Here is a 22,862-nt window from a genome sequence, read left to right on the forward strand (position 1 = left end):
GTCAGGCGTCGGCCAGCTCCCCGGTCAGGGCGTCGAGTACCGCGTCGAGGTTGTCGACGTCGACGACCAGGCGGGTGAAGTCGGGTCCGTTCAGGTCGATGCGGACCGCGTTTCCACCGAACGTGGTGTCCCAGAACTCTTTCCGTCCCTTGCCCCGATAGACGCCTGCGGCGATCACGCCGGGGATGAAGGTGCCCGGCGCGCGGACCCACGGCGGGCGCAGATCCACCTCGGCGGTGGTGATCTCGGTGATGGCGGCGCGGTCGATCACGACCTGCTGGCGCAGCGCGAGCAGCCGATGCCCACCGAGTACATGGACCGTCACCGTGTCGTTGTCGACCTCGAGCTCGACCATCGCTACCTCACTCACCATCTGCGGAAACGTTCCCTGTCGAGGGTGCTCCCGCGGCCTGGCTTGCGACTGTGGCGAGCCTGTGAGTTAGCCAAGGAAGTTGTAGGCATAGTTAAATGTAGATATACGCATCTATCAGGAGTTGCGTTAGGATTACAGCTCACCCGGCATGGCCGGGAAAAGACGGCAAGGAGGGGAACGGGTGTGCCCGGTGGTCGATGGCGACTACCGGGCACACCGAGAGCGGGTCGGTCGGAGGTCAGCAGGCGACCTTGTCCGCCACGATCAGCAGATACTGGAAGCTCCCCTCCCGGTATGCCGTGAGGAACGGCTGTTCCACCCCGGTCGCGAGCTCGGAATGCGTCCGCAGGTCCCAGTACGGAATCGTGTCCGGTGTCAGATCGATGACCGTGGTCGGCACCAGACCGTTCTCCGACAGCGCACGGAAGTACTCGCTGCGCGGGTGGATCATGCAGCCGTAGTGGGCATCGATCCAGCTCACCGATGCGGACCGGCCGCCGATGACATCGTTGGAGCAGCCGGTGATGCACACATAGCGCCCGCCCGGTTCCAGCACGCGGGAGAACTCCGCGAACAGCGGGAACAGATCGACGTACATGGTGGTCTCATTGGTCCACACGGCCCGGACCGAATCGTCGTCGAAACCGGTGTCGAGCATATTGCGGAAGTGGAAGCGCACCCGATCGGAGACACCGCGTTCGACGGCCTGGTCGTTGGCGAAACCGACCTGGTACTCGGAGATGCTCACCCCGTCGACCGAACAGCCGAAGCGCTCGGCGGCCATGAAGCTGGTTCCGCCGCGACCCGAACCGCCGTCGAGGAGGCGGTCGGCGGGGGTGATGGCGCCGAGGTTGTCGAGGAGGAGATCGGCCTGGGCGGTCTCTAGGCGGTGCAGTTCGCGCACGATGCGCTCCTGCCGGGTGTCCTCCGGGCCCTCGATCACCGACCAGTCGGGTTCACCGATGCCGTAGTGGTGGTGGTAGAGGCCGTCCACCTCGCCGAGCTTCGTGTTGACCCGGTCGTCGTTGGGATTGTTGTTCCAGTAGGCAGCGACCGAACGCTGGTAGGTGGTGCGCAGGACGGAGCTGTCGGTGTGGGCATTCGCGATGGTCATCGGTCGTCCTCTCGTGGTGCGGTGTCGTGGTACCGGCGGCTGTCGGCGTGCCAGGCGCGGTTGCCGCCCATCCAGGCCCACAGGCCCGTCAGGAATCGGCGCAATTGCGGTGAACCCGCGGCGGCCAAGGGTGCGGCCTCGCGTTCGAAGCGGTGCATGAGTTCGTCGTGGATCTCGGCGGTGCGCAGCACGGCATCGGCCCGGCTGCACCCCTCCTCGGCGGCGAGGACGGTCGGCAGGTTGAACTCCCGCCCGCCCGAAAGGTCTTCGCGCGCCATCGAATACAGATCGTTGACCATCTGTGCGGCCAGGGCCGCGGTCGTGACGACCCGCCGGACGGCCGGGTCGGTGTACTCGGGTGCGCCGAGTTCGTAGCGGCCGACCGCGTCGATCGGCGCCATGCACGGCAGAAAACTGTGCGGTTGCCGGTTGGTCAGGTACTCCCACACCGGCGGCATCCGCCCCGCCGCCCGCCAGCCGGCCTCGGCGCCGAGCGCGATGAACCAGCCCGCGATCTCGGTCCGGAGTCTGGCCAGCTGGGCGTCGCTCGCGTACCCCGCCAGGTGCGCGAACGAGGTGCGGAACGCGCGGAGGATCGGGTCGGCCTGCATGGCCTGTTCGAGCCGTGGCGCGTAGCGCATGGGCAGGTGCGCCGGGTCCATGGCGGCGGCGGCGAGTTCGAGCCGTGGCCCGAGTTCGGCGGCGGCGCTGGACGGGGTGCCGTCGGGTGCGGTGTCGCCAGGGGCGTCCTCCTCGCAGTAGTAGTCGTCGACCGACCATTCGGCGACGGCGCAGCGGGCCGCGGCGAGCAGCAGATCGGGGTCGTCGCAGTCGGGGTGGGCCAGCATGATGAGCCTGCCGAAATCGGCCTTGCCGAGTTCGTCGAGGCGGCCCTCGTACAGGCCGATCTCGGCGGCCCACGCGAGCAGTCCGACATTGACGGCTTCGGCCAGGGCGGGGTCGTCACGTTCCGGCGGCGGGCAGTAGAGCGCCGGGATGTCTTGTCTTCCAACGCTTTCGGGCTGCTCGGTGGTGCGGTTCGCGTGCAGGGACACCTGCAGGCCCGACGTGCCGAGCCCGGTCGGACCGCGCAGCCGGTGCGCGGCGGGCGGGCTCACCAGATCGGACATGCCGCTCCGCGCCGCCGAGGTGGGTGCCGCGAGCCGGGGCACACGGCCGATGAGCTCCGCGCCGCGATTCGAGTGGAGCGCGAAGGGTCGGGCGACCGGTGACGCACCCGCGAACACGTCGGCCGGGGCTGACGCGCCGTGTAACAGGGCGACGACAGTCGCGGCGAGGTCGCCGACCGCCGCGGGAGCGGCGGCTCTGCTGAGCAGGGACATGGCTTGACCGTTCAGTCGGCCCGGCGCGCGACGAGGACGTCGTCGAGCACACCGAGCGCGTCGGGCACCAGCACCGCCGCCGAGTAGTAGCAGCTCACCAGGTACGACATGATCGACTGATCGTCGATCTGCTTGAACCGCACGTTCAGGCTCGGCTCGTACTCGTCGGGAATGCCGGTCTGGTGCAGGCCGACCACGCCCTGGTCCTTCTCGCCGATACGCATCGCCATGATCGAGGTGGTCTGGGTTTCGCTGATCGGGATCTTGCCGCACGGCAGAATCGGCACACCGCGCCAGCCGGGCACCCGGTGGCCCTGGAATTCCACCGGGTCGGGGTACAGGCCGCGGCGCGAACATTCACGACCGAACGCGGCGATCGCCTTCGGGTGGGCGAGGAAGAATTTCGTTCCACGGCGCATGCTGAGCAATTCGTCCATGTCGTCGGGGGACGGTGCGCCGGATTCGGTGGTGATGCGCTGTTTGAGATCGCAATTGTGCAGCAGGCCGAAGTCGGGATTGTTCACCAGATCGTGTTCGCGACGCTCGTAGAGCGCCTCGACGGTGAGTCGCAGCTGCTGGTCGACCTGGTTCATCGGGTCGTTGAACAGGTCGGCGACCCTGGTGTGGATCCGCAGCACACTCTGGGCCAGGCTCAGTTCGTACTCGCGCGGACTGGCGTCGTAATCGACGAAGGTGCCCTCGAGCAACGGTTCCCCGGAATGCCCCGAGGCGATCTCGATATCGGCCTCGCCCTTGGAGTTCTGGTTCCGGGTCGACGCGGTCGACGTATCCGCCCGGATCCGCGCCAGGCCGGGGGTCGACTCGAGGAACTGCTCGAATTCCTGCCTCGGCAGGCAGAGGACGGTGGTCTTGGTGACCGTCTTCACGGTGTCCGGCCAGATCGCCGACGGGTCGGTGAGCATCTCCTCGCCGTAATAGTCACCGCCGTACAGGAGACCGAGTTTGGTGGCCTCCCCGTATTCACCCGAACCGATCCTGGCCAATTTCCCATGGACGACGAGAATGACCTGATCCATCGGATTCCCGAATTCCGCGAGCACGGTTCCGGGGTCGAGATCGTATTGCACGAAACTGTCCGCGAGGGGACGCAACAGGTCGTCGTCGTCGATGTCGCGCAGCGGCGGCAGTTCGCGCAATTCCTGCGGGATCACCCTGGCCCGGGCGCCGTCGACGACGAATTCGACCTCCCCGTTGCCGACGGTATGGGTAAGCCTTCGGTTGACCCGGTAGATACCGCCCGCCACCTGCACCCACGGCAGTGCGCGCGAGAGCCAGCGCGAACTGATGCCTTGCATCTGCGGCTCGGATTTGGTGGTGTGGGTGAGCTTCTGTGCTGCGGTGGTCGACAGGCTCTTGCGTACGGAATTGTCTGTGGGCAGCGGCATTTCGATGGTCATAGCATCCTCACCTCGAGTGGATTCGGGTACGGCCGATCGACCTGTCGTCGTGCGACGACAGGTTGGGACGTTGGTGAAGCGAATGCGAATGGTCCTGCGCGGGCGAACCCGGCGTGTGAAACGTGTTGCACGAAAAGTGGTGTGCGGCAGAGCGTTCCGGACGACAACGATGTTAGGTGCTGGAAGCCGTGCTCGCGCACGATCGCGAAAAATCGGGTCCTGACCGGGAGATCCCTTGTGCGATAGGCGATTGCGGACACGGCGGTGTCCGTGAACGGCCGACCCGACACCTGGACTTCCGGCTCCGCAACACGCTCGTTTCGGGCTGCGGCCGCGCCGGTGACGAAGGGGCCCCCGATCGGCGTGGTGTGACATGAAACGCCGCAACATGCGGCCTGTCACAGCCGACACATAATGGAGGTCCGGTGTGGTTAGCTCATATGAGCACATCGGGGTGTGTGAGGTGCATCACAGTCAGTAGGGTCAGGTGGGAACGGTGAATATCAGTCCAAAAGGTGTGGTCGGGTCGGTGCAGCGATTGCTGGCTACCGCGCAGAACGGGCTGGAGGTGATCCGCTTCGGCGGACTGGCGCACGACGTCGAGTCCTCGCCGTTCGAGGTCGTCGAACGCAGGCGCATGTACCGCCTGCGGCACTACTTCCCCGACGACACGACACCCGGTCGTCCGGTGGCGCTGCTGGTTCCGCCGCTCATGGTGAACGCCGACATCTGGGACGTGAACGCGGCGGGCGGTGCCGTCGGGATTCTGAACGCGGGCGGAATCGACTGCTGGGTCATCGATTTCGGTTCCCCCGCCACCGAGGAGGGCGGCTGGGAACGCGACCTGGCCGATCACGTGCTTGCCGTGAACTCCGCCATCGACACCGTGTGCGAGGCCACCGGTGCGCAGGTGCACCTGATGGGCTACTCCCAGGGCGGCATGTTCGCCTACCAGACCACCGCCTACCGCTACGGCAAGGGCGTCGCCTCCATCGTCACCTTCGGCAGCCCCGTCGACATCGTGGCCGGCATGCCGTTCGGGCTGCCCTACGGCCTGGTGTCCGAGGTGGCCGACTTCCTGGCCGACCACGTGATGCACCGGCTGCCGATCACCGAATCGATGGTGCGCTTCGGCTTCCAGATGCTCGACCCGGTGAAGACCGCGAAGTCGCGCATCGATTTCCTGTTGCAGTTGCACGACCGGGAGGCGCTGCTGCCCAAGGAGCGTCAGCGCCGCTTCCTCAACAGCGAAGGCTGGGTCGGATACGCGGGCCCCGCCGTCGCCGATCTGCTCAAGCAGTTCGTCGCGCACAACCGAATGATGCTCGGCGGCTTTGTGATTCGCGATCATCCTGTCTCGCTCGCCGAACTGAAGTGCCCCATCCTCGCCTTCGTCGGCGAGGTCGACGACATCGGCCAGCCTGCCGCCGTGCGCGGCATCGTGCGTGCCGCGCCGCACGCCGAGGTGTACGAAGCCAGCCTCGTCGCGGGGCATTTCGGTCTGGTCGCCGGTTCGACGGCCACCAACCACACCTGGCCGATGGTGCGCGACTGGATCGCCTGGATGGACGGTCACGGCCCGCTGCCCGAGACCATCGTCCCGATGCAGGAACACGTGCCGGGCAACGCACCGCGCACGGCGGCCACCCGCATGGTGCACACCGCCGCCAGCCTCGCCGAGGCGGGCGCCGGGGTCGGCAAGGCGCTGGAAGGGGTCGCGGGCAGCACGATTCGCGGCTCCATCGAGATGGCGGGCGAGGCAGCGCGCGCACTGCCGCGTCTGACCCGCCTGGGCATGATCCAGCCGCACACCCGCATCTCCCTCGGCAAACTGCTCAGCGAACACGCCAGGCGCGCGCCCCAGAAGGACCTGGTCCTGTTCGACGACCGCGTGCACACCAATGCCGCCGTCGAGCAGCGGGTCGACAATGTGGTGCGCGGCCTGATCTCGGTCGGTATCCGGCCCGCCATGCGGGTGGGCATCGTGATGGAGACCCGTCCGAGCGCGCTGGCCTCGGTGGCCGCGCTCTCGCGCCTCGGAGCCGTCGCCGTGCTGCTCGCCCCCGGCGCCGAACTCGATCGAGCCATCGAACTCACCGGCGTGAAGACCCTCGTCACCGACCCGGAGAACCTGCGTGCCGCCGCCGGGACGAACGCCCGGGTGCTCGTGCTCGGCGGCGGAGATCAGCGCCGGCTCGCGGTGCCGACGAGCGACCGGGTGATCGACCTCGAACAGATCGACCCCGACACGGTTCGCGTGCCCGCGTGGTATCGGCCCAACCCCGGCCTCGCCCGCGAACTGGCCTTCGTGCTGGTGCTCGGCACCGGCGACCGGCTCGAGGCGAAGTACATCACCAACCACCGCTGGGCCCTGTCCGCCTTCGGCACCGCGAGCGCCGCGGACCTCGACCGCCGCGACACCGTGTACTGCCTTGCGCCACTGCATCATTCGTCCGGTCTGCTGGTGAGTCTCGGTGGCGCCATCGCGGGCGGCAGCCGGATCGCGCTGGCCAGGCCGGTGGACATGGACCCGGGCCGGTTCGCCGAGGAGGTGCACCGCTACGGCGTCACCGTCGTCACCTACACCTGGACCATGCTGCGCGATCTGCTCGACGCGCAGGTCTTCCCGGCCGGGTACAACCATCCGATCCGGTTGTTCATCGGCTCCGGTATGCCCAAGGGGCTGTGGCGCAGGACCATCGAGCAATTCCCGCCGGCGCGGGTGCTCGAGTTCTACGCCTCCATCGACGGTGACGTGGTGCTCGCCAATGTCACCGGCGCCAAGATCGGTGCCAAGGGCAGGCCGGTTCCCGGCACCGCGACGGTGGAACTGGTGGCCTACGACCCGGTCAGCGAGCAGATCCTCGTCGGCGACGACGGCTTCGCCCGGCGCTGCGCCGACAACGAGCCCGGCCTGCTGCTCGGCAAGGCCGTCGACGGCGGCGACATCTCCGACGGCGGACTGCGCGGGGTGTTCCGCGCGGGCGACGCCTGGTGGCCGACGGAGAATCTGTTCCGCCGCGACGGCGACGGCGACTACTGGCTCGTCGACCGCCGCGACACGGTGATCCGCACCGCTCGTGGTCCGGTGTTCACCCAGCCGATCGTCGACGTGCTCAACGACATCACCCCGGTCGACCTCGAGGTGGCCTTCGCCCTGCCGACCCCGTCGGGAACCCTTGCCGCGGCCGCGCTGAGCGTGCGCGACGGGTTCCGGATCGAACCGGGCGATGTCACCGAGGCGATGCGTGCGCTCGATCGCAGTCAGCGGCCCGACCTGGTCTACGTGGTCGAGGAGATCCCGCGCAGCGCGAGCTTCCGGCCCTCGGCGTCGGCGGTCCAGGCGGCCGGATACCCGAAGGCCGGGCCGGGCACCTGGATCTACAACCGGGAGACCGACACCTACGAGGTGCTCACCGACGCTGGCGCGGCGGCACTGTTCGGCGGCGACTGACACATCGACGACGAAGGCCGCCCGGCGAACCGGGCGGCCTTCGTCATCTCCGAAACCTAGACGCGGTACTCCGACACGGCATCGATGACGCGACCGAGCTGCGCCTCGCTGAGCATCGGCCACAACGGCAACCGCACGATGGTGGCCGAGAACTCCGCCGACCGCGTGCACGGCACCGGTGTGCGCCCGTACTTGAGCCCCGCCGGGCTCGAATCGAGCGGAATGTAGTGGAACGGGGCGACGATCCCGCGCTCGGCGAGGTGCGCGATGATCCCGTCGCGGCTGTCCTCGGTGGGCATCCGCAGGTAGAACAGGTGCGCGGTGTGGCCACGGTCGGCGGGCACCGTCATCGGGCGCACGTCGTTGGCGGCGGCCCAGTCGGGCAGCGCGGCCGCGTAGGTGTCCCACACCCGGTGGCGGGCGGCCTGGATGGTGTCGAACTCGGCCAGTTGCGCGTCCAGGACCGCGGCGTTGAGTTCGCTGGGCAGGTAGCTGGAACCGATGTCCTGCCACGAGTACTTGTCGACCTGCCCGCGCAGGAAACGGGCCCGGTCGGTGCCCTTCTCACGCATGATCTCGGCGCGACCCATCAGGATCTCGTCCGACAGCAGCAGCGCGCCACCCTCACCGCAATGGACGTTCTTGGTGTCGTGGAAACTCTGGGTGCCCACCGTGCCGATGGTGCCGAGTTGCCTGCCGCGCCAGGTTCCGCCGAGGCCGTGCGCGTTGTCCTCGATGATCGCCACACCGTGCTGCGCGGCCAGCGCCAGCAGCGGTTCCATGTCGGCGGCGACACCGCCGTAGTGCATCACCACGATCGCCTTGGTTCGGTCGGTGATCGCCTCGGCGGCCGCGGCGGGGTCGATATTGCCGGTCGCGTCGTCGATGTCGACGAACACACAGGTCGACCCGCGCAGCGCCATCGCGGTGGCGGCCGAGGTGAACGCGAAACTCGGCACGATCACTTCGTCGTCGGGGCCGAGTTCGAGCAGCAGCGCACCGAGTTCCAGCGCGTGCGTGCAGGAGGTGGTGAGCAGCGCGTGTTCGGCGCCGGTGATGGCCTTGATCTTGGCCGTCGCCGACTTGGTGAACTGGCCGTCGCCGTGGCTGTGATCGGAATCGAGGACGGCCGACAGGTTGGCACGCTCGGCGGCGGCACGGAACGGCCTGCTGAAGATGATCCGGTCGTTCACTCGCGGAGGTCCTTGTCCGTCACGGCTGCCGGCACCGCGACGTCGACTCGATGGTTGGAGACCGGCGCGTGCATCGTATCCGGGCGCGGTGTCGGGGTCTGCACGGTCAGGTACAGCGGCTTACCGACCAGGATGTGCAGGGCCACACCGAGATACTCCGCGATCAGGCCGAGCGAGAAGAGGGTGGCGCCCGAGCACAGCAGCAGCACGACGATGATCGATGCCCAGCCCTCGGGGTCGTGATTGTCCTGGGTGAGCGCCTGCACCACGATGAACGCGGCCATCGCGACACCGGCGAGTGCCAGGCTCACACCGAGCATGCTCACCAGCCGCAGGCCGCGAGTTCCGCTGCACAACACCATCTTCCAGAACAGCGAGAACAGGCGACGGTAGTTGTAGCCGGACTCGTCGCGGCCCTCGGCGCGCAACACCACCGGCACCGAGACCGTATTGCCGACCACCCAGGTGAGCGCCACATCCAGGTACACGCCGTTGGCCGCGACCTCGGCGAGCTGACGACCGATATCGCCCCGGATCAGGCGAAAGCTCTCGAACCGGGTGGAATCGGGAAAGGCGAACACCGTGGCCAGCACTATCTTCGCGCCGCGCGAGGTGAGGTTGCGCAGGAAGCCGTGCGGGCGGGTGTTGGACGGCTTGGAGTAGACGAGATCCGCGCGCGAGGCCAGTGCCGCGTCGAGGAAGTCGGCGATGAAGGCCGGGTCGTGCTGGCCGTCCTCGTCCATCGTGACGATCCAGTCGCCGCGCGCGGCCGCCATGCCCGCGATGGTCGCCGCGTCTTGACCGAAGTTGCGGCTCAACCACACCGCGCGCACCTGCGGGTAGGAGCCTTCCAGTTCCTGCAGCACCACATCGGAGCGATCGGGCCCGTTGTCGTGGACGAGGATGATCTCCTCCACCGCGAACCGCGCACCCGACGGGGTCGTGCTCGGCCCGGTGAGCCCGTCCAGTTCGGCGACCAGCGCGGCGATCGTGTCCTCACCCCGGTAGACGGGGACGACCACCGACACCGAATGCACCGGATGCGAACCGTTGCGCTCGGCGGCGCCCGCGCGTGGCACAGCGCCGGACCGGGACGAATGTGCGGTGGGAAGCGGCATGGGTCGACTTTCGGTGTCTTGGCAGGCGAGGGGTGTGGGCACTCTAACACCGCACGGTGACGGGTCGGCGGTGCCGGATCGGGCTGTGCGAGGCGCTGTCACGCGGGGATGCCTGTAGGGTCTGGTGCTCGTGGTGGAAAGTAGAAACCCGTCCCGACGTTCCGTCTACATCTGGGGCTTGATCACCGCCCTCGGCGTGATCGCGGGCTATGGCGCGGTGCTACTCGCCAACGTCCGGCACTTCTACACCGACGACACCGAATCGCAGTACGTGCCGCTGTGGGTGATGCTCGGCAACCGGCTGCGCGACGGCGACCTGCCGGTGATGGTTCCCGAGCACTGGATGGCGGGCAATTACGCGATCGAGGAAGCGGGCCTGCTGAATCCGCCGCAGCTGCTGATCGATCTGATCGCGCCCTCGGTGGACAACCTCGTGCTCTACGCGACCGTGGTGAAGCTGATCTTCGCGATCATCCTGGGGCTCGGTGTCTACCGGATCTGCCTGGTCTACGGCTCGCGCGTGCAGTGGGCGGCGCTGGCCGGTGTGTCGATCCCGTTCACGGGCTGGCTGCTGTTCTTCGACGAGGCCAGCTGGATGACGGCGTTCACCGGCACCGCGTGGATGGTGCACGCGTGGGCGTCCGGTGTGCGCTACGCGCGGGGTAACGGTGGCCCGATCCCCGTTTTCGTGTATCTGTACCTGGCGATTTCGGTGCAGTACATCTTCCCGGCGGTCGAGGCCGGACTGATGATCGGCGCGGTCGCCGTCGGCGAACTCGTCTACCAGCGGACCTGGCGACCGACGCTGCGGCTGCTGTTCGTCTCCGGCCTCGCCGCCCTGGCCGGGCTGGCCACCTACCTGCCGAGCATGCTGTCGGCGAAGGTCACCTGGCGCGGCACCGCCCAGATCAACAACGATCAGTTCCTCACCGTGCCGTGGTCGGAATCGCTGAACGCGAGCCTGCCCTCCACGCTGCCCGCGTTCACCTCGTGGTGGGGTTACGTGCAGCCGATGCCGGTGGTCTACATCGCCTGGTTCCTCGTTCCGGCACTGGCATTCGTGGACTGGAACCGGGCGCGCGGTGCGTGGCGTGAGCTCACCGGCATCGCGGTGTTCGCGATCGCCGCACTGATGTGGACAGCGGGTCCCGGCACCATCGGCCCGCTGCGCTGGCCGGCCCGGGTGCTGCCGATGGTCGCGCTCGGTCTGCTGCTGCTGGTCTGTGTGCTGCTCGGCCGGTTCGCGACCTTCAAGGACTGGCGGGCGCGAGGCATCGCGGCGGCTGTGCTGATCGGACTGCTGTGGGTGCGGTCGTTCTCGGCCGACCCGCACAACTGGATCGCCCACGTGATCGCCGCGCTCGCGCTCGCGGCGCTCGGTGCGGCCGTGGTGTGGCTGGCGGTGCAGAAGAGCACGAACGCCGCGGTCGCCCTCGCGATCATCGCGGTGTTCCCCATCGCCTACATCCAGGTCGAACGCGCCCAGCCGACACCCATGAGCTGGAACCTGCCGAGCGACCGGGCCGCCGCCCGCGCCGCGTTCCCCGAATTCGCGGGCACGACCTTGCAACTCGGTGACCGTGCCCTGATCCCGCCGGGAGAGCGCACCCTCGACGGCGCCTACGGTTCGCTGGTGTTCGGCAACTACGCCAAGGACATCGAACGCACCTACGTCAGCGGCTACACCCCGAACGGGCACTACTGGTTCGGCGACATGCTCTGCATGCGCTGGGACACCAGCGTCTGCCCCGACGCCTACCGGCGCGCGTTCGCCGTCGAGCCGTCGACCGGCAAGACCGTGGTCGACCTGATGAACGTCGACCGGGTCGTCCTGCACCGCGCCCTCTACCCTGACGCCGCCACCCAACCGGCCCCGACGGGCTGGAAGTGGGTCGACTACCCCGGCCACGAGAAGTACATCGCGGTGCTCGAACGCGAGGACGGGCTGATCTCCACCCGCAACGGCCGCATCTCGGCCGTCGAGAACGCGACCGCGGTCTCCACCTCCGAGAGCGACACCACCAGCAAGGTGCGGGTGAGCGCGGAAAACGGTGGACGGGTGGTGTTCGCGCGGCTGGGCTGGCCGGGCTACCGGGTGAGCCTCGACGGCAAGGACATCCCGTTCAAGGTGGTCGCCAAGAGCTTCGTCGCCGTCGACATCCCCGCCGGAACCACCGATGCCGAACTCGAACTGACCTGGCGTCCGCCGGGCTGGAAGATCGGTGGCGCCGCGATCGGCCTCGGCCTGCTCGGGCTCGCGTTCTTCCAGTGGCTGTACGTGCGCGGCCGCAAGCCCGAACAGGAAGCGCCCGCCGCGGAAACCATCCCCGACGGCGACGCCGAACTCGCGGACGCGCTGCGATGACCACCGAGGCGGTCCCCGCCGACGGCGTGCTCGCCACGCCCGGCCCACTGCTGCGGATCGTCAAGCGTCAGGAATTGGCGTTCGCGATCGTCGGCGGGTTCAACACGCTGCTCGGCATGGTGCTCGTCGTGTGCTGGTTGCAGGTGCTCGGCGACGACCGCCCCGGCCTGTCCGTCGTCGCCGCGTACGCGGTGAGCACGGTGGTGGCGTTCGTCCTGCACCGGACCCTGGTATTCCGGGTCAGCGGCAGACTCCTGCGTGACTTCGTCGCCTTCTGCGGCGTGAACGCGGGTGGGCTCGTGCTGAACGTCGTGCTCGTGGAACTCGCGGTGAAGGCGTTCGGGTTTCCCGCCGAACCCGCGTCGGTGGTGGTGATGGGTCTGGTCGCGGTACTCAGCTTCTTCGGACACCGCTACATCTCGTTCCGGCGGGCGCGGTAGGTTAGGCGCCATGGCGCACGAATCCACCATCGACGCAACTCTGCTCGGCCTGCTGGCCTGCCCCCAGGACAAGGGCCCGCTGCAGCTGGTGCGCACCGAAGCCGGTGCCAGCGTGCTCTACAACCCCCGCCTGCGTCGCGCCTACCCGGTCGACAACGGTATCCCGGTGCTGCTGATCGACGAGGCCCGCGACGTCACCGACGCCGAACACGAATTCTTCCTCGCCGAATCCTGAGCCGGTTCAGTACGGCTGAGCGGCATCGATCCGACCCGTCAGGTACCGCTGCATACTCGGCCCGACCGCCTCGACGACCGCGTCGAGCGGCATCGAGGCAAGCGGCTCCACACAGATCACTTTGCGCGCGATCAAGACACCCATCATCTGAGCCGCCGCCAGTGACACCCGGGCGTGACCGTCGTCGTCCGGTCGCGCGATCCGGGACCGCACCCGTTCCAGCACCACCTTCAGCAGGAATGTGCGGGTCATGTCGGCGTCGCCGGTGAGCATGCTGCGCACCATGGCGACGATGCCTGGCCCGGCGGGTGAGTCCCATATCCCTACCACCGCGCGCACGATCGCCGCACCGAGTTCGTGCAGCGGCGCCGAATCCACAATGGCGAGAGTGGCTTCCGGGTCGACCGGGAATTCGACGACGGCCGCGAACAGCTGCTGCTTGGTGCCGAAATAGTGGTGCACGAGGGCGGGGTCGACCTGCGCGGCGGCGGCCACCGCGCGGATCGAGGTCTTGTCGAACCCGGCCTCGGCGAAGCGCGCGCGGGCGGCGTCGAGGATCGCCGCCCGGGTGTCGACATTGCCCGGCCGTCGCCCCGACCGTGTGCCAGGCGATCTCTTCGCGCTCATCCCAGGACTCCTCCACCGACCGACGCGCGGACCCGCTCCGCGCCGTGCTCCGCTACGGCGTGCGTCTGCGCAGCGTCGCCGCGCCAAGACACAGTGCCACAACCGCGAACCCGGCAACGACGGCGATATCGCGCCACATCGTCGCGGTGGGTTCGGCATTGGCCGACACCTCTTGGAGCGCGTCGACGGCGTAACTCAACGGCAGCACATCGCTGATCGCCTCGAGCCAGCCGGGCAGCCGGTCGCGCGGAACGAGCAAGCCGCACAGGAAGATCTGCGGCGCGACGATCACCGGCATGAACTGCACCGCCTGAAATTCCGTCCGGGCGAAAGCGCTGGCGAGCAGGCCGAGCGCCACCCCGCACACGGCGTCGACCACGGCGATCAGCATTACCCACCCCGGACTACCGGCTGCTTCGAGATCGAGCAGCCAGAATGCCACAACACAGGCCGCGGCGGCTTGCGCGGCGGCTGCCAGCGAAAACGCGGTGCCGTATCCGGCGAGCAGATCCAGTTTGCGCAGGGGAGTGGTGAGCAGCCGTTCCAAGGTGCCGGAGGTGCGTTCGCGCTGCATGGCGATGGCGGTGATCAGGAACATCACGATGAACGGAAGGATGCCGAGCATGGTGATGCCCACCCGGTCGAACAAAGTCAGCGGAGCGTGTGGCGCCTGTGGTGTGTCCTGATAGATGAAGTACAGCAGCGTCATCAGCAGAGCTGGGACGACGAGAATCATGGCGACGGTGCGGTGATCGTTGCGCAGCTGCCGCAGGATCCGCCCGGTGGTCGCGGTGTAGGGAGTGCTCATGCCCGCGTTCCCTTCGTGATCAGGGTGAGGAACGCCGTTTCGAGATTCTGTTCGCCGGTGCGTTCCCGCAGTTCGGCGGGGCTGAGCTGGGCGACGAGCTCGCCGTCGCGCATCAGCAGCAGCCGGTCGCAGTGTTCGGCCTCGTCCATCACATGACTCGAGACGAGCAGCGTCGTTCCCGCCGAGGCCAATTCGCGGAATCGCTGCCACAGTTCCACCCGCAGCACCGGATCGAGGCCGACGGTCGGTTCGTCGAGAACCAGCAGCTCGGGCCCGCCGACCAGTGCGCACGCCAGCGAGGCGCGGGTCTTCTGCCCACCGGAGAGCTGGTCGCCCAGCTGGTCGGCGTGATCGGTCAAACCGACTGCGGCGAGGGCGGACTCGGTGTCGTCGCGGTCGCGCCCGTAGAGCGCCGCGTAGTAGGCGACATTGTCGCGGACGCTGATATCGGCGTAGATGCTCGGCGCCTGGGTGACATACCCGACCCGGTGCCGCAAGCCGCCGCTACCCGCGGCTTCGCCCAGCACGGTGACCGTGCCCGATTCCACCAGCTGGGTGCCGACGATGCTGCGCATCAGGGTGGTCTTGCCACATCCGGACGGCCCGAGCAGCCCGGTGATGGTTCCCGGCTCGATCTGGAGATCCAGTCCGTGGAGCACGGTGCGTTTCCCTCGGCGGACGGTCAGTCCTACCACTTCCACGGCGGGTGATGATGCGGTGCGCGACATGGTCGCCTCAATTCATCAAGTGTTGAATTCACTACCTGATGAATTTAACTCCGCACCGACGGCACGGCAAGGGTCAGTGCTCGTGGCCCGGGAGTGTCGCGGCGGCCTGACCGGGCTCCACGACCACGAACTGGCCCATCATTCCCTGGTCCTCGTGCCACAGCAGGTGGCAGTGGTACATGTACGGCGTGTCCGGATCGGCGGGTCCGTCGAAACGCAGCACCAGCCGCGCCGTCGTGTTCGGCGGCAGGAACACGGTGTCCTTGGCACCGGTCAGTTCGGGCGGTGGCGGGCCGCCGTTGTACTCGCTGATCCGGAATTGCACATCGTGAACGTGGAAGTTGTGGGGCTGACCGTCGACATTGGCCACCACCCACGTCTCGGTGGCGCCCCGGGTGACGACGGTGTCGATCCGGTCCATGGCCATCGCGTTCCCGTTGATCGCCATACCGGCGAGCTCGAACCGCCGCTCGGTCACCGAGTCGTCGGGGTTCGGAAGAGTTTGCGCGGCAAGGTGTTCCGGGATGTCCTTCGAGGGCCTCAGGGTCTCGGCCGCCCGCAACTCGAGCACGTCGAAACTGTCGTCACCACCGGAGAATCGGTTTCCCCAGAAGTCCATGCCCACATCCAACCGACCACTGCGCAACACGGTGCGCTCACCCGGCCGCATCCGAACCACGATCTCGGCGCGTTCGCCGGGCGACAGCCGCACCCGATCGAGAGTCACCGGCCGTTCGAGTAGTCCACCGTCGGTGCCGACCAGTGCGAACGGGCGAGTGTCGTCGAAGGCGAAGGTGTAGACCCGCGCGGTCGAGGCGTTGAGCAGTCGCAATCGGACGAGCTCGTCGCCCACCTCGCGATATGGGTCAAGGGTGCCGTTGACCATCGTCCGGTCGCCGAGGAAGCCGGAATTGCGGAAGATCTTGTGCGCGCCGTCGAGCCGGTTGTCGCGCAACCGCACGTCCTGCACCATCACCGGCAGGTCGTCGACGCCGTAGGTGCTCGGCAGGGCGGGTGAGGGTCCGTCGTCGACGAGGAACATGCCCGCGAGTCCGCGCCGCACGTGGTCTTCGGTTTCACCGTGCGGATGTGGGTGGTACCAGAGTGTCGAAGCGGGTTGTGCCACTGTCCATTCCGGCGTCCAGATGTCGCCCGGTTCGACCATCTGATGCGGCCCGCCGTCCATCTCGGCGGGCAGGTGCATTCCGTGCCAGTGCACGGTCGACGCCTCGGGCAACTCGTTGCGCACCCGCACCCGGACCTTCTCGCCCCGGTTCGCCCGCAATGTCGGCCCGAGATAGCTGCCGTTGAATCCCCATGTCTCGGTGGCTCGACCGGTCTCGAATTCGGTTGTCCCCGTGCGCATGTCCAGGGAGAAGACCCTGGTCCCGTCGGCATCGATGGTGCTGTCGGCCAGGGGCGGAATGTTCAGCGGTCGCGTGAACTCTGTTGTGCCGACCGTCGATACGTCGGCCGACGACCACGTCCACGTCACCACGCTCGCGATCACTGTGACGAAAGCGATCGCGAGTGCGCAGATGCCGAGGACGAGCCGACGGAGAGTTCGCATCCCACGACGCTAGGTCTGCCCGACCCGCCGTCACATCGGGAGCGTCACCCATTCGGACCCTGACTTTCCGCTGTGATGCGGGTCACTCCAACGGGTTGTCACGGTCGACCGTCCTGTCTTGTCCCATGCACAACCTCACCGAGAAGGAGCAGGACATGACCACCACCACGCACCGCATCGTCGTCCTCGGCGCCGGGCTACACCGGCTTGCTCGCGGCCGTCCGCCTGGCCCGCCGCACCAGGAAGACCAACGTGCACATCACCCTGGTCAACCCATCGGCCCGGTTCACCGAACGGCTCCGGATGCACCAGATCGCGGCCGGTCAGGAGCTGGCACACCACGACATCCCGACGATCCTCGACGGCACCGGCATCCGCTTCGTCCAGGGGTTCGCCACCGCCATCGATCCGAACGCCCGCCGCGTGTACGTCGACGGATTCGGCGACATCACCTACGACGACTTGATCTACGCCCTCGGCAGCAGCACCGACACCTCCGTGGTCCCCGGCGTCGCTGACCACGCCTGGACACTGAACGATCCCCGGCGTGCGCACGACTTCGCACGCCGGGTGGCCGCCTGCCGCACCGTCACCGTGTGCGGCGGTGGCCTGACCGGCATCGAGGCAGCCACCGAGATCGCCGAAAGCCACCCGGAGGTGCGCGTCACCCTCGTCAGCTCCGGCGAACTCGGCGCCATGATGGGCACCAAGGCCCGCGCCTACCTGAACACCGTGCTCGACCGGCTCGGCATCGTGCGGGAGATCGGTCAGCGGGTGACCGAGGTGACCGCCGATTCCGTCGTCCTCGCCGACGGCCGACGGATAGCCACCGATCTGACCCTGTGGACCAGCGGCGTGCGCGTGTCACCCCTGGCCGCCGAGTCGGGGATCGAGACCGACGAACGCGGGCTGATCGTCGTGGGGCCCACGTTGAAGTCGGTTTCGCACCCCACGATCCGCGCCATCGGTGACGCCGCCGCGATCCGTCAACCGTGGGGCCGGATCCACGGCACCTGCCAGAGCGGCCTGCCCTCGGCCACCTACGCCGCCGATGCGATCGCCGCCGAGCTGCGCGGAAAGACGGTGCGTCCCTTCCGGTTCGGCTACATCCACCAGCCCGTCAGCCTCGGACGCCGCGCTGCCGTCATCCAGTTCACCCGCGCCGACGACACCCCCGGCCGGTTCTACCTCACCGGCTGGGCCGCCCGCACCTACAAGGAAATGGTCAGCAGCACCCCCGTACCGGCGATCAAGGTGACCAAGCGGATGCCCGTCGATGTGCAGCTGTCCAAGGGCGGCGCGGCGACCCGCGATCTCGTCCGTCATGGTTGAGCACATGCAGGAGCACGACCCCTTCGTCGACCATCGCAGCTGCTGTTCGCCACCGCCTACCGCATGCTCGGTACCGTCACCGACGCCGAGGACGTCCTGCAGGACGCCTGGCTGAAGTGGCACGAGAGCGACCGGTCGGCGGTGGCCAACCCCCGCGCCTACCTGGTCCGCACCGTCACCAATCTCGCACTCAACCGGCTCACCAGCGCCCGCGCCGTCCGCGAGAAGTACGTCGGCCCGTGGCTGCCCGAGCCGGTGCTCACCACACCCGATATCGCCGAGGACACCGCATCGGCCGACACCGTCTCCACCGCCATGCTCGTCGTACTGGAAACGCTGACCCCGGTGGAACGGGCGGTCTTCCTGCTGCGCGAGGTGTTCGGCTACTCCCACGCCGAGATCGCCGAAACACTCGACCGCTCCGAGGCGGGCATCCGCCAGATCGCGCACCGGGCCAAGAGCCACGTCCAATCACGACGCCCCCGCTTCGACGCCGACAAGGCCGCTCGCGCCCGCGTCACCGAACAGTTCATGGCCGCCTGCTCCGGTGGCGACCTCAACGCCTTGATGAACCTGCTCGCTCCCGATGTGACCTGCTGGTCCGACGGCGGCGGCATCGTCACGGCCGCTCGCCGCCCCCTGCACGGCCCCGATCATGTCGCGCGCTGGATCCTCGGCGTGCTCGCCAAACCGTCGTCGACCGGCGCCGAACTCGCCGCCACCGACATCAACGGTGAACTCGGCGCACTGATCACCTTCGCGGGCACGCCAGGTGCCGCCTTCACCTTCGACCTGGTCGACGGCCGGATCCAGAACCTGCGTTTCCAGGTCAACCCGACCAAACTCGCCGGCCTGAACCAGGGGCGCGGCCTGCTCGGCTGACGGGGTGTGGCGCCCGCGCCGATCGTTGCGGGTGAGAATGGACGTCGTGTCTGCTCAAGAACTCGCTGTCGATCCGGCCGCCGCGGCGTGCCGGGTACTCGGATCGGTGTTGAGGTCGGGGCCGGTGGCGATGCGCATCGTGGAAGTCGAGGCCTACGGGAGCGATGCGACCGGGCCGTGGCCGGATCCGGCGGCGCACTCGTGGCCGGGACCGACCGCGCGCAACGCGGTGATGTTCGGTCCCGCCGGGCGGCTCTACGTGTACCGCTCGTACGGAATTCACCTGTGCGTCAACGTGACCGCGGGCTTCGACGGTGTCGCGTGCGCGGTGCTCGTCCGGGCCGGGGAAGTGGTCGAGGGAGCCGAGATCGCCCGTGACCGCAGGCCCGCCGCACGCACCGACGCCGACCTCGCGCGGGGACCGGGCAATGTGGGCAGTGCGCTGGGAATCAGCCCGTCCGACTACGGAACCGAGCTGTTCGACCGGTTCTCGCAGGTGCGGCTCGAGCTCAAGCCCCCGGTGCCGCTCGACGAGATCGCCTCGGGTCCGCGCGTGGGGGTGAGCCTGGCCGCCGAGGTGCCCTGGCGGTTCTGGTTGCCCGGCTCGTCGGCCGTCTCGACCTACCGGCGCAGTCCGCGTGCCACCAAACCCGCGATCTAGCAGGAATTTCGAAATTCTTCGCCGACAGCGATGAGTTCTGCGGCGACGGTCCGTCCTATCAGTTGAACGCGCTACCCACCGAGCGCGACCGACCAGAAGGACGAGAAGATGACCACCGCCACGCTTTCCGCGAACTCCACCTCCGCCGCCACCTACCGCCCCGGCAAGATCCGCAACCGCGTCCTGTGGACCCTGCAGATCGTGCTCGGCCTGTTCTTCATCATCGCCTCCGGCGGCCCCAAGCTCGTCATCCCGAACACTCTGATGGAGAACGGCGCCGCGAACTTCACCATCCCCTTCGGCCTGCTGATCTTCATCGGCGTGGTCGAGGTGGCGGGCGGTATCGGCCTCATGGTGCCGCGACTCAGCGGTCTCGCTGCCGTCGGCCTCTCCGTGCTCACCGTGCTCGCCGCCGCGACCCAGGCCTTCATCGCCGACCTGCCCGGAATGGCGATCTTCCCGCTGGTGCTCGCCGCGATCTTCGCCTGGATCGCCTACGAACGCCGCGCCACCATCACCGCGCTGACGCGATGAGCCACAACCCGGCACGCTGACGATCACCGGACACCGAGTCCGGTGATCTCGGCGTGTTCGGGGCAGTCCCGCGACCGAACGGTGGGTTCGGTCGCGGGAGACAAAGTGTCGGCGCGGATCTCGTCTGCGAAGCCACTGTGGCGCGCGCCACGCAGGTGCGACGATCAGGGACCGGTTCGAGATCGCATCCCAGGAGCGCCCGTGTTCAGTTTTTCCAGCACCGACGGCACCGAGATCCATGTGCGCAGCTGGCTGCCATCGGACACCGAACCGCAGGGCATCGTGCAGATCGCGCACGGCATGGGCGAACACTCCGAGCGCTACGGCCATCTCGCCGAGCGGTTGTCCGCTCTCGGCTTCGCCGTCTACGCCGACGACCACCGAGGCCATGGCCTCAGCATGGGCGAGGTACCGGGCGAGCTGGGCCCCGACGGCTGGAACCTGCTCGTCGCCGACCTGGTGGCGCTCACCGAGATCCTGCGCGAACGTCATCCCGGCCTGCCGGTGACCGTCTTCGGGCACAGTCTCGGATCCTTCGCCGTGCAGCAGTACATCCTCGATCACGCCGACCTCGTCGACGACGTCGTGCTCTGCGGGTCGACCGCCGTCGACGGGCTGTTCGCTGAGATGGCCGCGGCGGGCGGGGACCTGACCGCCTTCTTCAACGCCCGATTCCAGCCGACCCGCACCGACGCCGACTGGATCAGCCGCGATGAAACCCAGGTCGACGCCTACATCGCCGATCCCTGGTGTGGCTTCGCCATCGACCCGACGAACCTCGGCGAGCTGGCCACCGTCGCCACCGAGCGGCTGGCGAAGCCGGTCGTGCGTCCCGATCTGCCCATCTATGTGATGGTCGGCGACCAGGACCCGCTCAACGCGGGACTGCGACTGAGCGATCTGCTGGTCCAGCGCTACCGCGACGCGGGCCTGACCGACCTCACCTATCGGGTCTACGCCGGTGCCAGGCACGAGGTACTCAACGAAGTCGACCGCGACGAGGTCGAAGCCGAGCTGATCGCCTGGATCACCCGCGTCCGGACCTGAGGCCATAACCGGGGTGCGCCCGGCCGACGCGATGCGCAAAGATAGATCCTCGTGACCGGCGACATCTTCGACGAACTGACCTGGCGCGGCCTGATCGCGCAGTCCACCGACCTCGACGAGTTGCGCGCAGCCGCGGCCGCGCAGCCGTTGACGCTGTATGCCGGCTTCGACCCCACCGCCGCCAGCCTGCACGCGGGCCACCTCGTCCCGCTGCTCGCGCTCAAGCGCTTCCAGCGCGCGGGTCACCGCCCGATCGTGCTCGCCGGCGGCGCGACCGGCCTCATCGGCGACCCTCGTGACGTGGGTGAGCGCACCATGAACTCGACGGACACGGTCGCCGAATGGGCTCAGCGCATTCGCGGCCAGCTCGAGCGGTTCGTCGACCTGGACGATTCGCCGACCGGCGCGGTGATCGTGAACAACATGGACTGGACCGGGCCGCTCACCACCGTCGACTTCCTGCGCGATATCGGTAAGCACTTCTCGGTGAACGTCATGCTCGCCCGCGACACCGTCAAACGGCGTCTCGAAGGCGAAGGCATCTCCTACACCGAGTTCAGCTACATGCTGCTGCAAGCCAACGACTACCTGCAGCTGCGCCGTGAACACGGCTGCACACTGCAGGTCGGTGGCTCGGATCAGTGGGGCAACATCATCGCCGGCGTCGAACTCAACCGGCGTGTCGACGGGGCGCACGTGCACGCGCTCACCGTCCCCCTGGTGACCTCGGCCGACGGCAAGAAGTTCGGCAAGTCCACCGGCGGCGGCAGCCTCTGGCTCGACCCGGAACTCACCAGCCCCTACGCCTGGTACCAGTACTTCGTGAACACCGCCGACGCCGATGTCGTCCGGTACCTGCGCTGGTTCACCTTCCTGAGCCGCGAAGAACTCGACGAGCTGGAACAGGCCACCGCCGAACGGCCCTTCGCACGCGAGGCCCAGAAGCGGCTGGCCGCCGAAATGACGACCCTGGTGCACGGCGAAGCCGAGACCCGGGCGGTGGAACTGGCGAGCCAGGCCCTGTTCGGTCGTGGTGACCTGCGCGAACTGCCCGAGTCGACGCTCGGCGCGGCCCTGCGCGAGACCGCGATCGACGGCAAGGTCGCCGAGGTCGCGCCCGGCGAGCCCGACACCATCGTCGACCTGCTCGTGGCCTCGGGCCTGTGCGAGAGCAGGGGAGCGGCACGGCGCGCGGTGAACGAAGGCGGTGCCTCGGTGAACAACGAGCGCATCAGCGACATCGACTGGACCCCGTCGGACACCGACTACCTGCACGGCCAGTGGCTGGTACTGCGTCGCGGAAAGAAGAACATGGCGGGTGTCCGTCGGATAGCCTGATCCAGGAGCGGAGGCCTGAATCACATTCGTGTGATTCAGGCCGGTTCCGCAGCGTCCATCGAGGCGCTGACCTGCGGGGATCCGGTGGTGTCCAGGCGATTTGACGTTGCGTTATCCGGCGCGTAACTTATTGGAAGTCGGAGCGACACGGACGCAAGAGCCGGAGAGCGCCTGACAGGCCAAGATCAAGTGACCAGGGTAACGATTGACATCGCCTGGGAGCGTGGTTAGGCTGGAACAGTTGCCCAACGGAAGATCTGAAGAGATTCAGTGATCTGCTGG

Annotated in this window: 20 protein-coding genes; 10 read left to right on the forward strand and 10 right to left on the reverse strand. The window is 67.9% G+C overall.

The window, feature by feature from the left end; all coding sequences use genetic code 11:
* Position 1: 1 nt before the first annotated feature.
* The 4 genes from NI2_RS32560 to NI2_RS32575 all read right to left on the reverse strand — a co-directional run bounded on the left by NI2_RS32560 (position 2) and on the right by NI2_RS32575 (position 4,248).
* Complete coding sequence (locus NI2_RS32560) at positions 2-373, reverse strand: hypothetical protein (RefSeq protein WP_243750151.1); 372 nt, start codon at positions 371-373, stop codon at positions 2-4.
* A gap of 238 nt (positions 374-611) precedes the next feature.
* Entirely contained in the window at positions 612-1,487 is an 876-nt protein-coding gene (locus tag NI2_RS32565; protein WP_067499114.1) for a geranyl diphosphate 2-C-methyltransferase, read from the reverse strand.
* Entirely contained in the window at positions 1,484-2,830 is a 1,347-nt protein-coding gene (locus NI2_RS32570) for a family 2 encapsulin nanocompartment cargo protein terpene cyclase (RefSeq protein WP_067499116.1), read from the reverse strand. Before NI2_RS32570 ends, NI2_RS32565 begins: the two co-directional genes overlap by 4 nt.
* A gap of 11 nt (positions 2,831-2,841) precedes the next feature.
* Positions 2,842-4,248 carry a family 2B encapsulin nanocompartment shell protein gene (locus tag NI2_RS32575; protein ID WP_067499119.1) on the reverse strand — a complete coding sequence of 469 codons (1,407 nt, stop codon included), beginning with the start codon at positions 4,246-4,248 and terminating at the stop codon, positions 2,842-2,844.
* Between the two features lie 496 nt (positions 4,249-4,744).
* Between NI2_RS32575 and NI2_RS32580 the strand changes: the two genes are divergently transcribed.
* Positions 4,745-7,702, forward strand: a complete 2,958-nt coding sequence (locus NI2_RS32580) for an AMP-binding protein (RefSeq protein ID WP_067499155.1) — start codon at positions 4,745-4,747, stop codon at positions 7,700-7,702.
* Positions 7,703-7,758: 56 nt separating this feature from the next.
* Here the strand turns inward: NI2_RS32580 and rffA are convergent, their stop codons facing one another.
* Entirely contained in the window at positions 7,759-8,895 is a 1,137-nt protein-coding gene (gene rffA, locus NI2_RS32585) for a dTDP-4-amino-4,6-dideoxygalactose transaminase (RefSeq protein WP_067499122.1), read from the reverse strand.
* The gene (locus tag NI2_RS32590; RefSeq protein ID WP_243750153.1) at positions 8,892-9,932 is read right to left on the reverse strand and encodes a glycosyltransferase; all 1,041 of its coding nucleotides are present in this window, start codon (positions 9,930-9,932) and stop codon (positions 8,892-8,894) included. Before NI2_RS32590 ends, rffA begins: the two co-directional genes overlap by 4 nt.
* Before the next feature lie 214 nt (positions 9,933-10,146).
* Here NI2_RS32590 and NI2_RS32595 point away from each other — a divergent pair, with 214 nt between their 5' ends.
* From NI2_RS32595 to NI2_RS32605, 3 genes are read left to right on the forward strand one after another with little or no spacing between them, the layout of a single operon-like run.
* A complete protein-coding gene (locus NI2_RS32595) occupies positions 10,147-12,378 on the forward strand; it encodes a hypothetical protein (RefSeq protein WP_067499157.1) in 2,232 nt (743 codons plus the stop codon).
* Positions 12,375-12,818, forward strand: coding sequence for a GtrA family protein (locus NI2_RS32600; protein ID WP_067499127.1), 444 nt, complete (start codon positions 12,375-12,377; stop codon positions 12,816-12,818). Before NI2_RS32595 ends, NI2_RS32600 begins: the two co-directional genes overlap by 4 nt.
* 10 nt (positions 12,819-12,828) lie before the next feature.
* Positions 12,829-13,053 (forward strand): Trm112 family protein, encoded by a 225-nt coding sequence (locus NI2_RS32605; protein WP_067499129.1) that lies wholly within the window; start codon positions 12,829-12,831, stop codon positions 13,051-13,053.
* Between the two features lie 6 nt (positions 13,054-13,059).
* Here the strand turns inward: NI2_RS32605 and NI2_RS32610 are convergent, their stop codons facing one another.
* From NI2_RS32610 to NI2_RS32625, 4 genes are all read right to left on the reverse strand, one after another.
* Positions 13,060-13,680, reverse strand: coding sequence for a TetR/AcrR family transcriptional regulator (locus NI2_RS32610; protein WP_067499131.1), 621 nt, complete (start codon positions 13,678-13,680; stop codon positions 13,060-13,062).
* 52 nt (positions 13,681-13,732) lie between these two features.
* Positions 13,733-14,488, reverse strand: coding sequence for an ABC transporter permease (locus NI2_RS32615; protein ID WP_067499133.1), 756 nt, complete (start codon positions 14,486-14,488; stop codon positions 13,733-13,735).
* The gene (locus NI2_RS32620; RefSeq protein WP_067499135.1) at positions 14,485-15,216 is read right to left on the reverse strand and encodes an ABC transporter ATP-binding protein; all 732 of its coding nucleotides are present in this window, start codon (positions 15,214-15,216) and stop codon (positions 14,485-14,487) included. The genes NI2_RS32615 and NI2_RS32620 overlap by 4 nt, the downstream gene beginning before the upstream one ends.
* A 73-nt stretch (positions 15,217-15,289) precedes the next feature.
* Positions 15,290-16,786, reverse strand: a complete 1,497-nt coding sequence (locus NI2_RS32625; protein ID WP_067499137.1) for a multicopper oxidase family protein — start codon at positions 16,784-16,786, stop codon at positions 15,290-15,292.
* Between the two features lie 252 nt (positions 16,787-17,038).
* Between NI2_RS32625 and NI2_RS32630 the strand changes: the two genes are divergently transcribed.
* The 6 genes from NI2_RS32630 (at position 17,039) to tyrS (ending at position 22,580) form a co-directional block, all read left to right on the forward strand.
* Positions 17,039-18,118, forward strand: coding sequence for an NAD(P)/FAD-dependent oxidoreductase (locus NI2_RS32630; protein WP_243750152.1), 1,080 nt, complete (start codon positions 17,039-17,041; stop codon positions 18,116-18,118).
* A gap of 63 nt (positions 18,119-18,181) precedes the next feature.
* The gene (gene sigJ / locus NI2_RS32635; RefSeq protein WP_133734294.1) at positions 18,182-19,000 is read left to right on the forward strand and encodes an RNA polymerase sigma factor SigJ; all 819 of its coding nucleotides are present in this window, start codon (positions 18,182-18,184) and stop codon (positions 18,998-19,000) included.
* Positions 19,001-19,037: 37 nt separating this feature from the next.
* Positions 19,038-19,661 carry a DNA-3-methyladenine glycosylase gene (locus NI2_RS32640; RefSeq protein WP_067499140.1) on the forward strand — a complete coding sequence of 208 codons (624 nt, stop codon included), beginning with the start codon at positions 19,038-19,040 and terminating at the stop codon, positions 19,659-19,661.
* A 108-nt stretch (positions 19,662-19,769) separates the two neighbouring features.
* Positions 19,770-20,195 carry a DoxX family protein gene (locus NI2_RS32645; protein WP_067499142.1) on the forward strand — a complete coding sequence of 142 codons (426 nt, stop codon included), beginning with the start codon at positions 19,770-19,772 and terminating at the stop codon, positions 20,193-20,195.
* 201 nt (positions 20,196-20,396) lie between these two features.
* The gene (locus tag NI2_RS32650; protein WP_067499145.1) at positions 20,397-21,242 is read left to right on the forward strand and encodes an alpha/beta hydrolase; all 846 of its coding nucleotides are present in this window, start codon (positions 20,397-20,399) and stop codon (positions 21,240-21,242) included.
* Between the two features lie 51 nt (positions 21,243-21,293).
* The gene (tyrS, locus tag NI2_RS32655) at positions 21,294-22,580 is read left to right on the forward strand and encodes a tyrosine--tRNA ligase (protein WP_067499147.1); all 1,287 of its coding nucleotides are present in this window, start codon (positions 21,294-21,296) and stop codon (positions 22,578-22,580) included.
* The last annotated feature ends 282 nt before the right edge of the window (positions 22,581-22,862 follow it).

The organism is Nocardia ignorata NBRC 108230, from assembly GCF_001612905.1.
GTDB classification, from domain to species: Bacteria; Actinomycetota; Actinomycetes; order Mycobacteriales; family Mycobacteriaceae; genus Nocardia; species Nocardia ignorata.

Bases quoted from the DNA above. Each gene is read 5' to 3' on its own strand.
- NI2_RS32560 (WP_243750151.1), bottom strand. From the start codon at position 373: ATGGTGAGTGAGGTAGCGATGGTCGAGCTCGAGGTCGACAACGACACG.
- NI2_RS32605 (WP_067499129.1), top strand. From the start codon at position 12,829: ATGGCGCACGAATCCACCATCGACGCAACTCTGCTCGGCCTGCTGGCC.
- NI2_RS32640 (WP_067499140.1), top strand. From the start codon at position 19,038: ATGGACGTCGTGTCTGCTCAAGAACTCGCTGTCGATCCGGCCGCCGCG.
- NI2_RS32570 (WP_067499116.1), bottom strand. From the start codon at position 2,830: ATGTCCCTGCTCAGCAGAGCCGCCGCTCCCGCGGCGGTCGGCGACCTC.
- NI2_RS32575 (WP_067499119.1), bottom strand. From the start codon at position 4,248: ATGACCATCGAAATGCCGCTGCCCACAGACAATTCCGTACGCAAGAGC.
- NI2_RS32600 (WP_067499127.1), top strand. From the start codon at position 12,375: ATGACCACCGAGGCGGTCCCCGCCGACGGCGTGCTCGCCACGCCCGGC.
- sigJ (WP_133734294.1), top strand. From the start codon at position 18,182: ATGCTCGGTACCGTCACCGACGCCGAGGACGTCCTGCAGGACGCCTGG.
- NI2_RS32645 (WP_067499142.1), top strand. From the start codon at position 19,770: ATGACCACCGCCACGCTTTCCGCGAACTCCACCTCCGCCGCCACCTAC.
- NI2_RS32625 (WP_067499137.1), bottom strand. From the start codon at position 16,786: ATGCGAACTCTCCGTCGGCTCGTCCTCGGCATCTGCGCACTCGCGATC.
- NI2_RS32610 (WP_067499131.1), bottom strand. From the start codon at position 13,680: ATGAGCGCGAAGAGATCGCCTGGCACACGGTCGGGGCGACGGCCGGGC.
- NI2_RS32565 (WP_067499114.1), bottom strand. From the start codon at position 1,487: ATGACCATCGCGAATGCCCACACCGACAGCTCCGTCCTGCGCACCACC.
- NI2_RS32620 (WP_067499135.1), bottom strand. From the start codon at position 15,216: ATGTCGCGCACCGCATCATCACCCGCCGTGGAAGTGGTAGGACTGACC.
- NI2_RS32615 (WP_067499133.1), bottom strand. From the start codon at position 14,488: ATGAGCACTCCCTACACCGCGACCACCGGGCGGATCCTGCGGCAGCTG.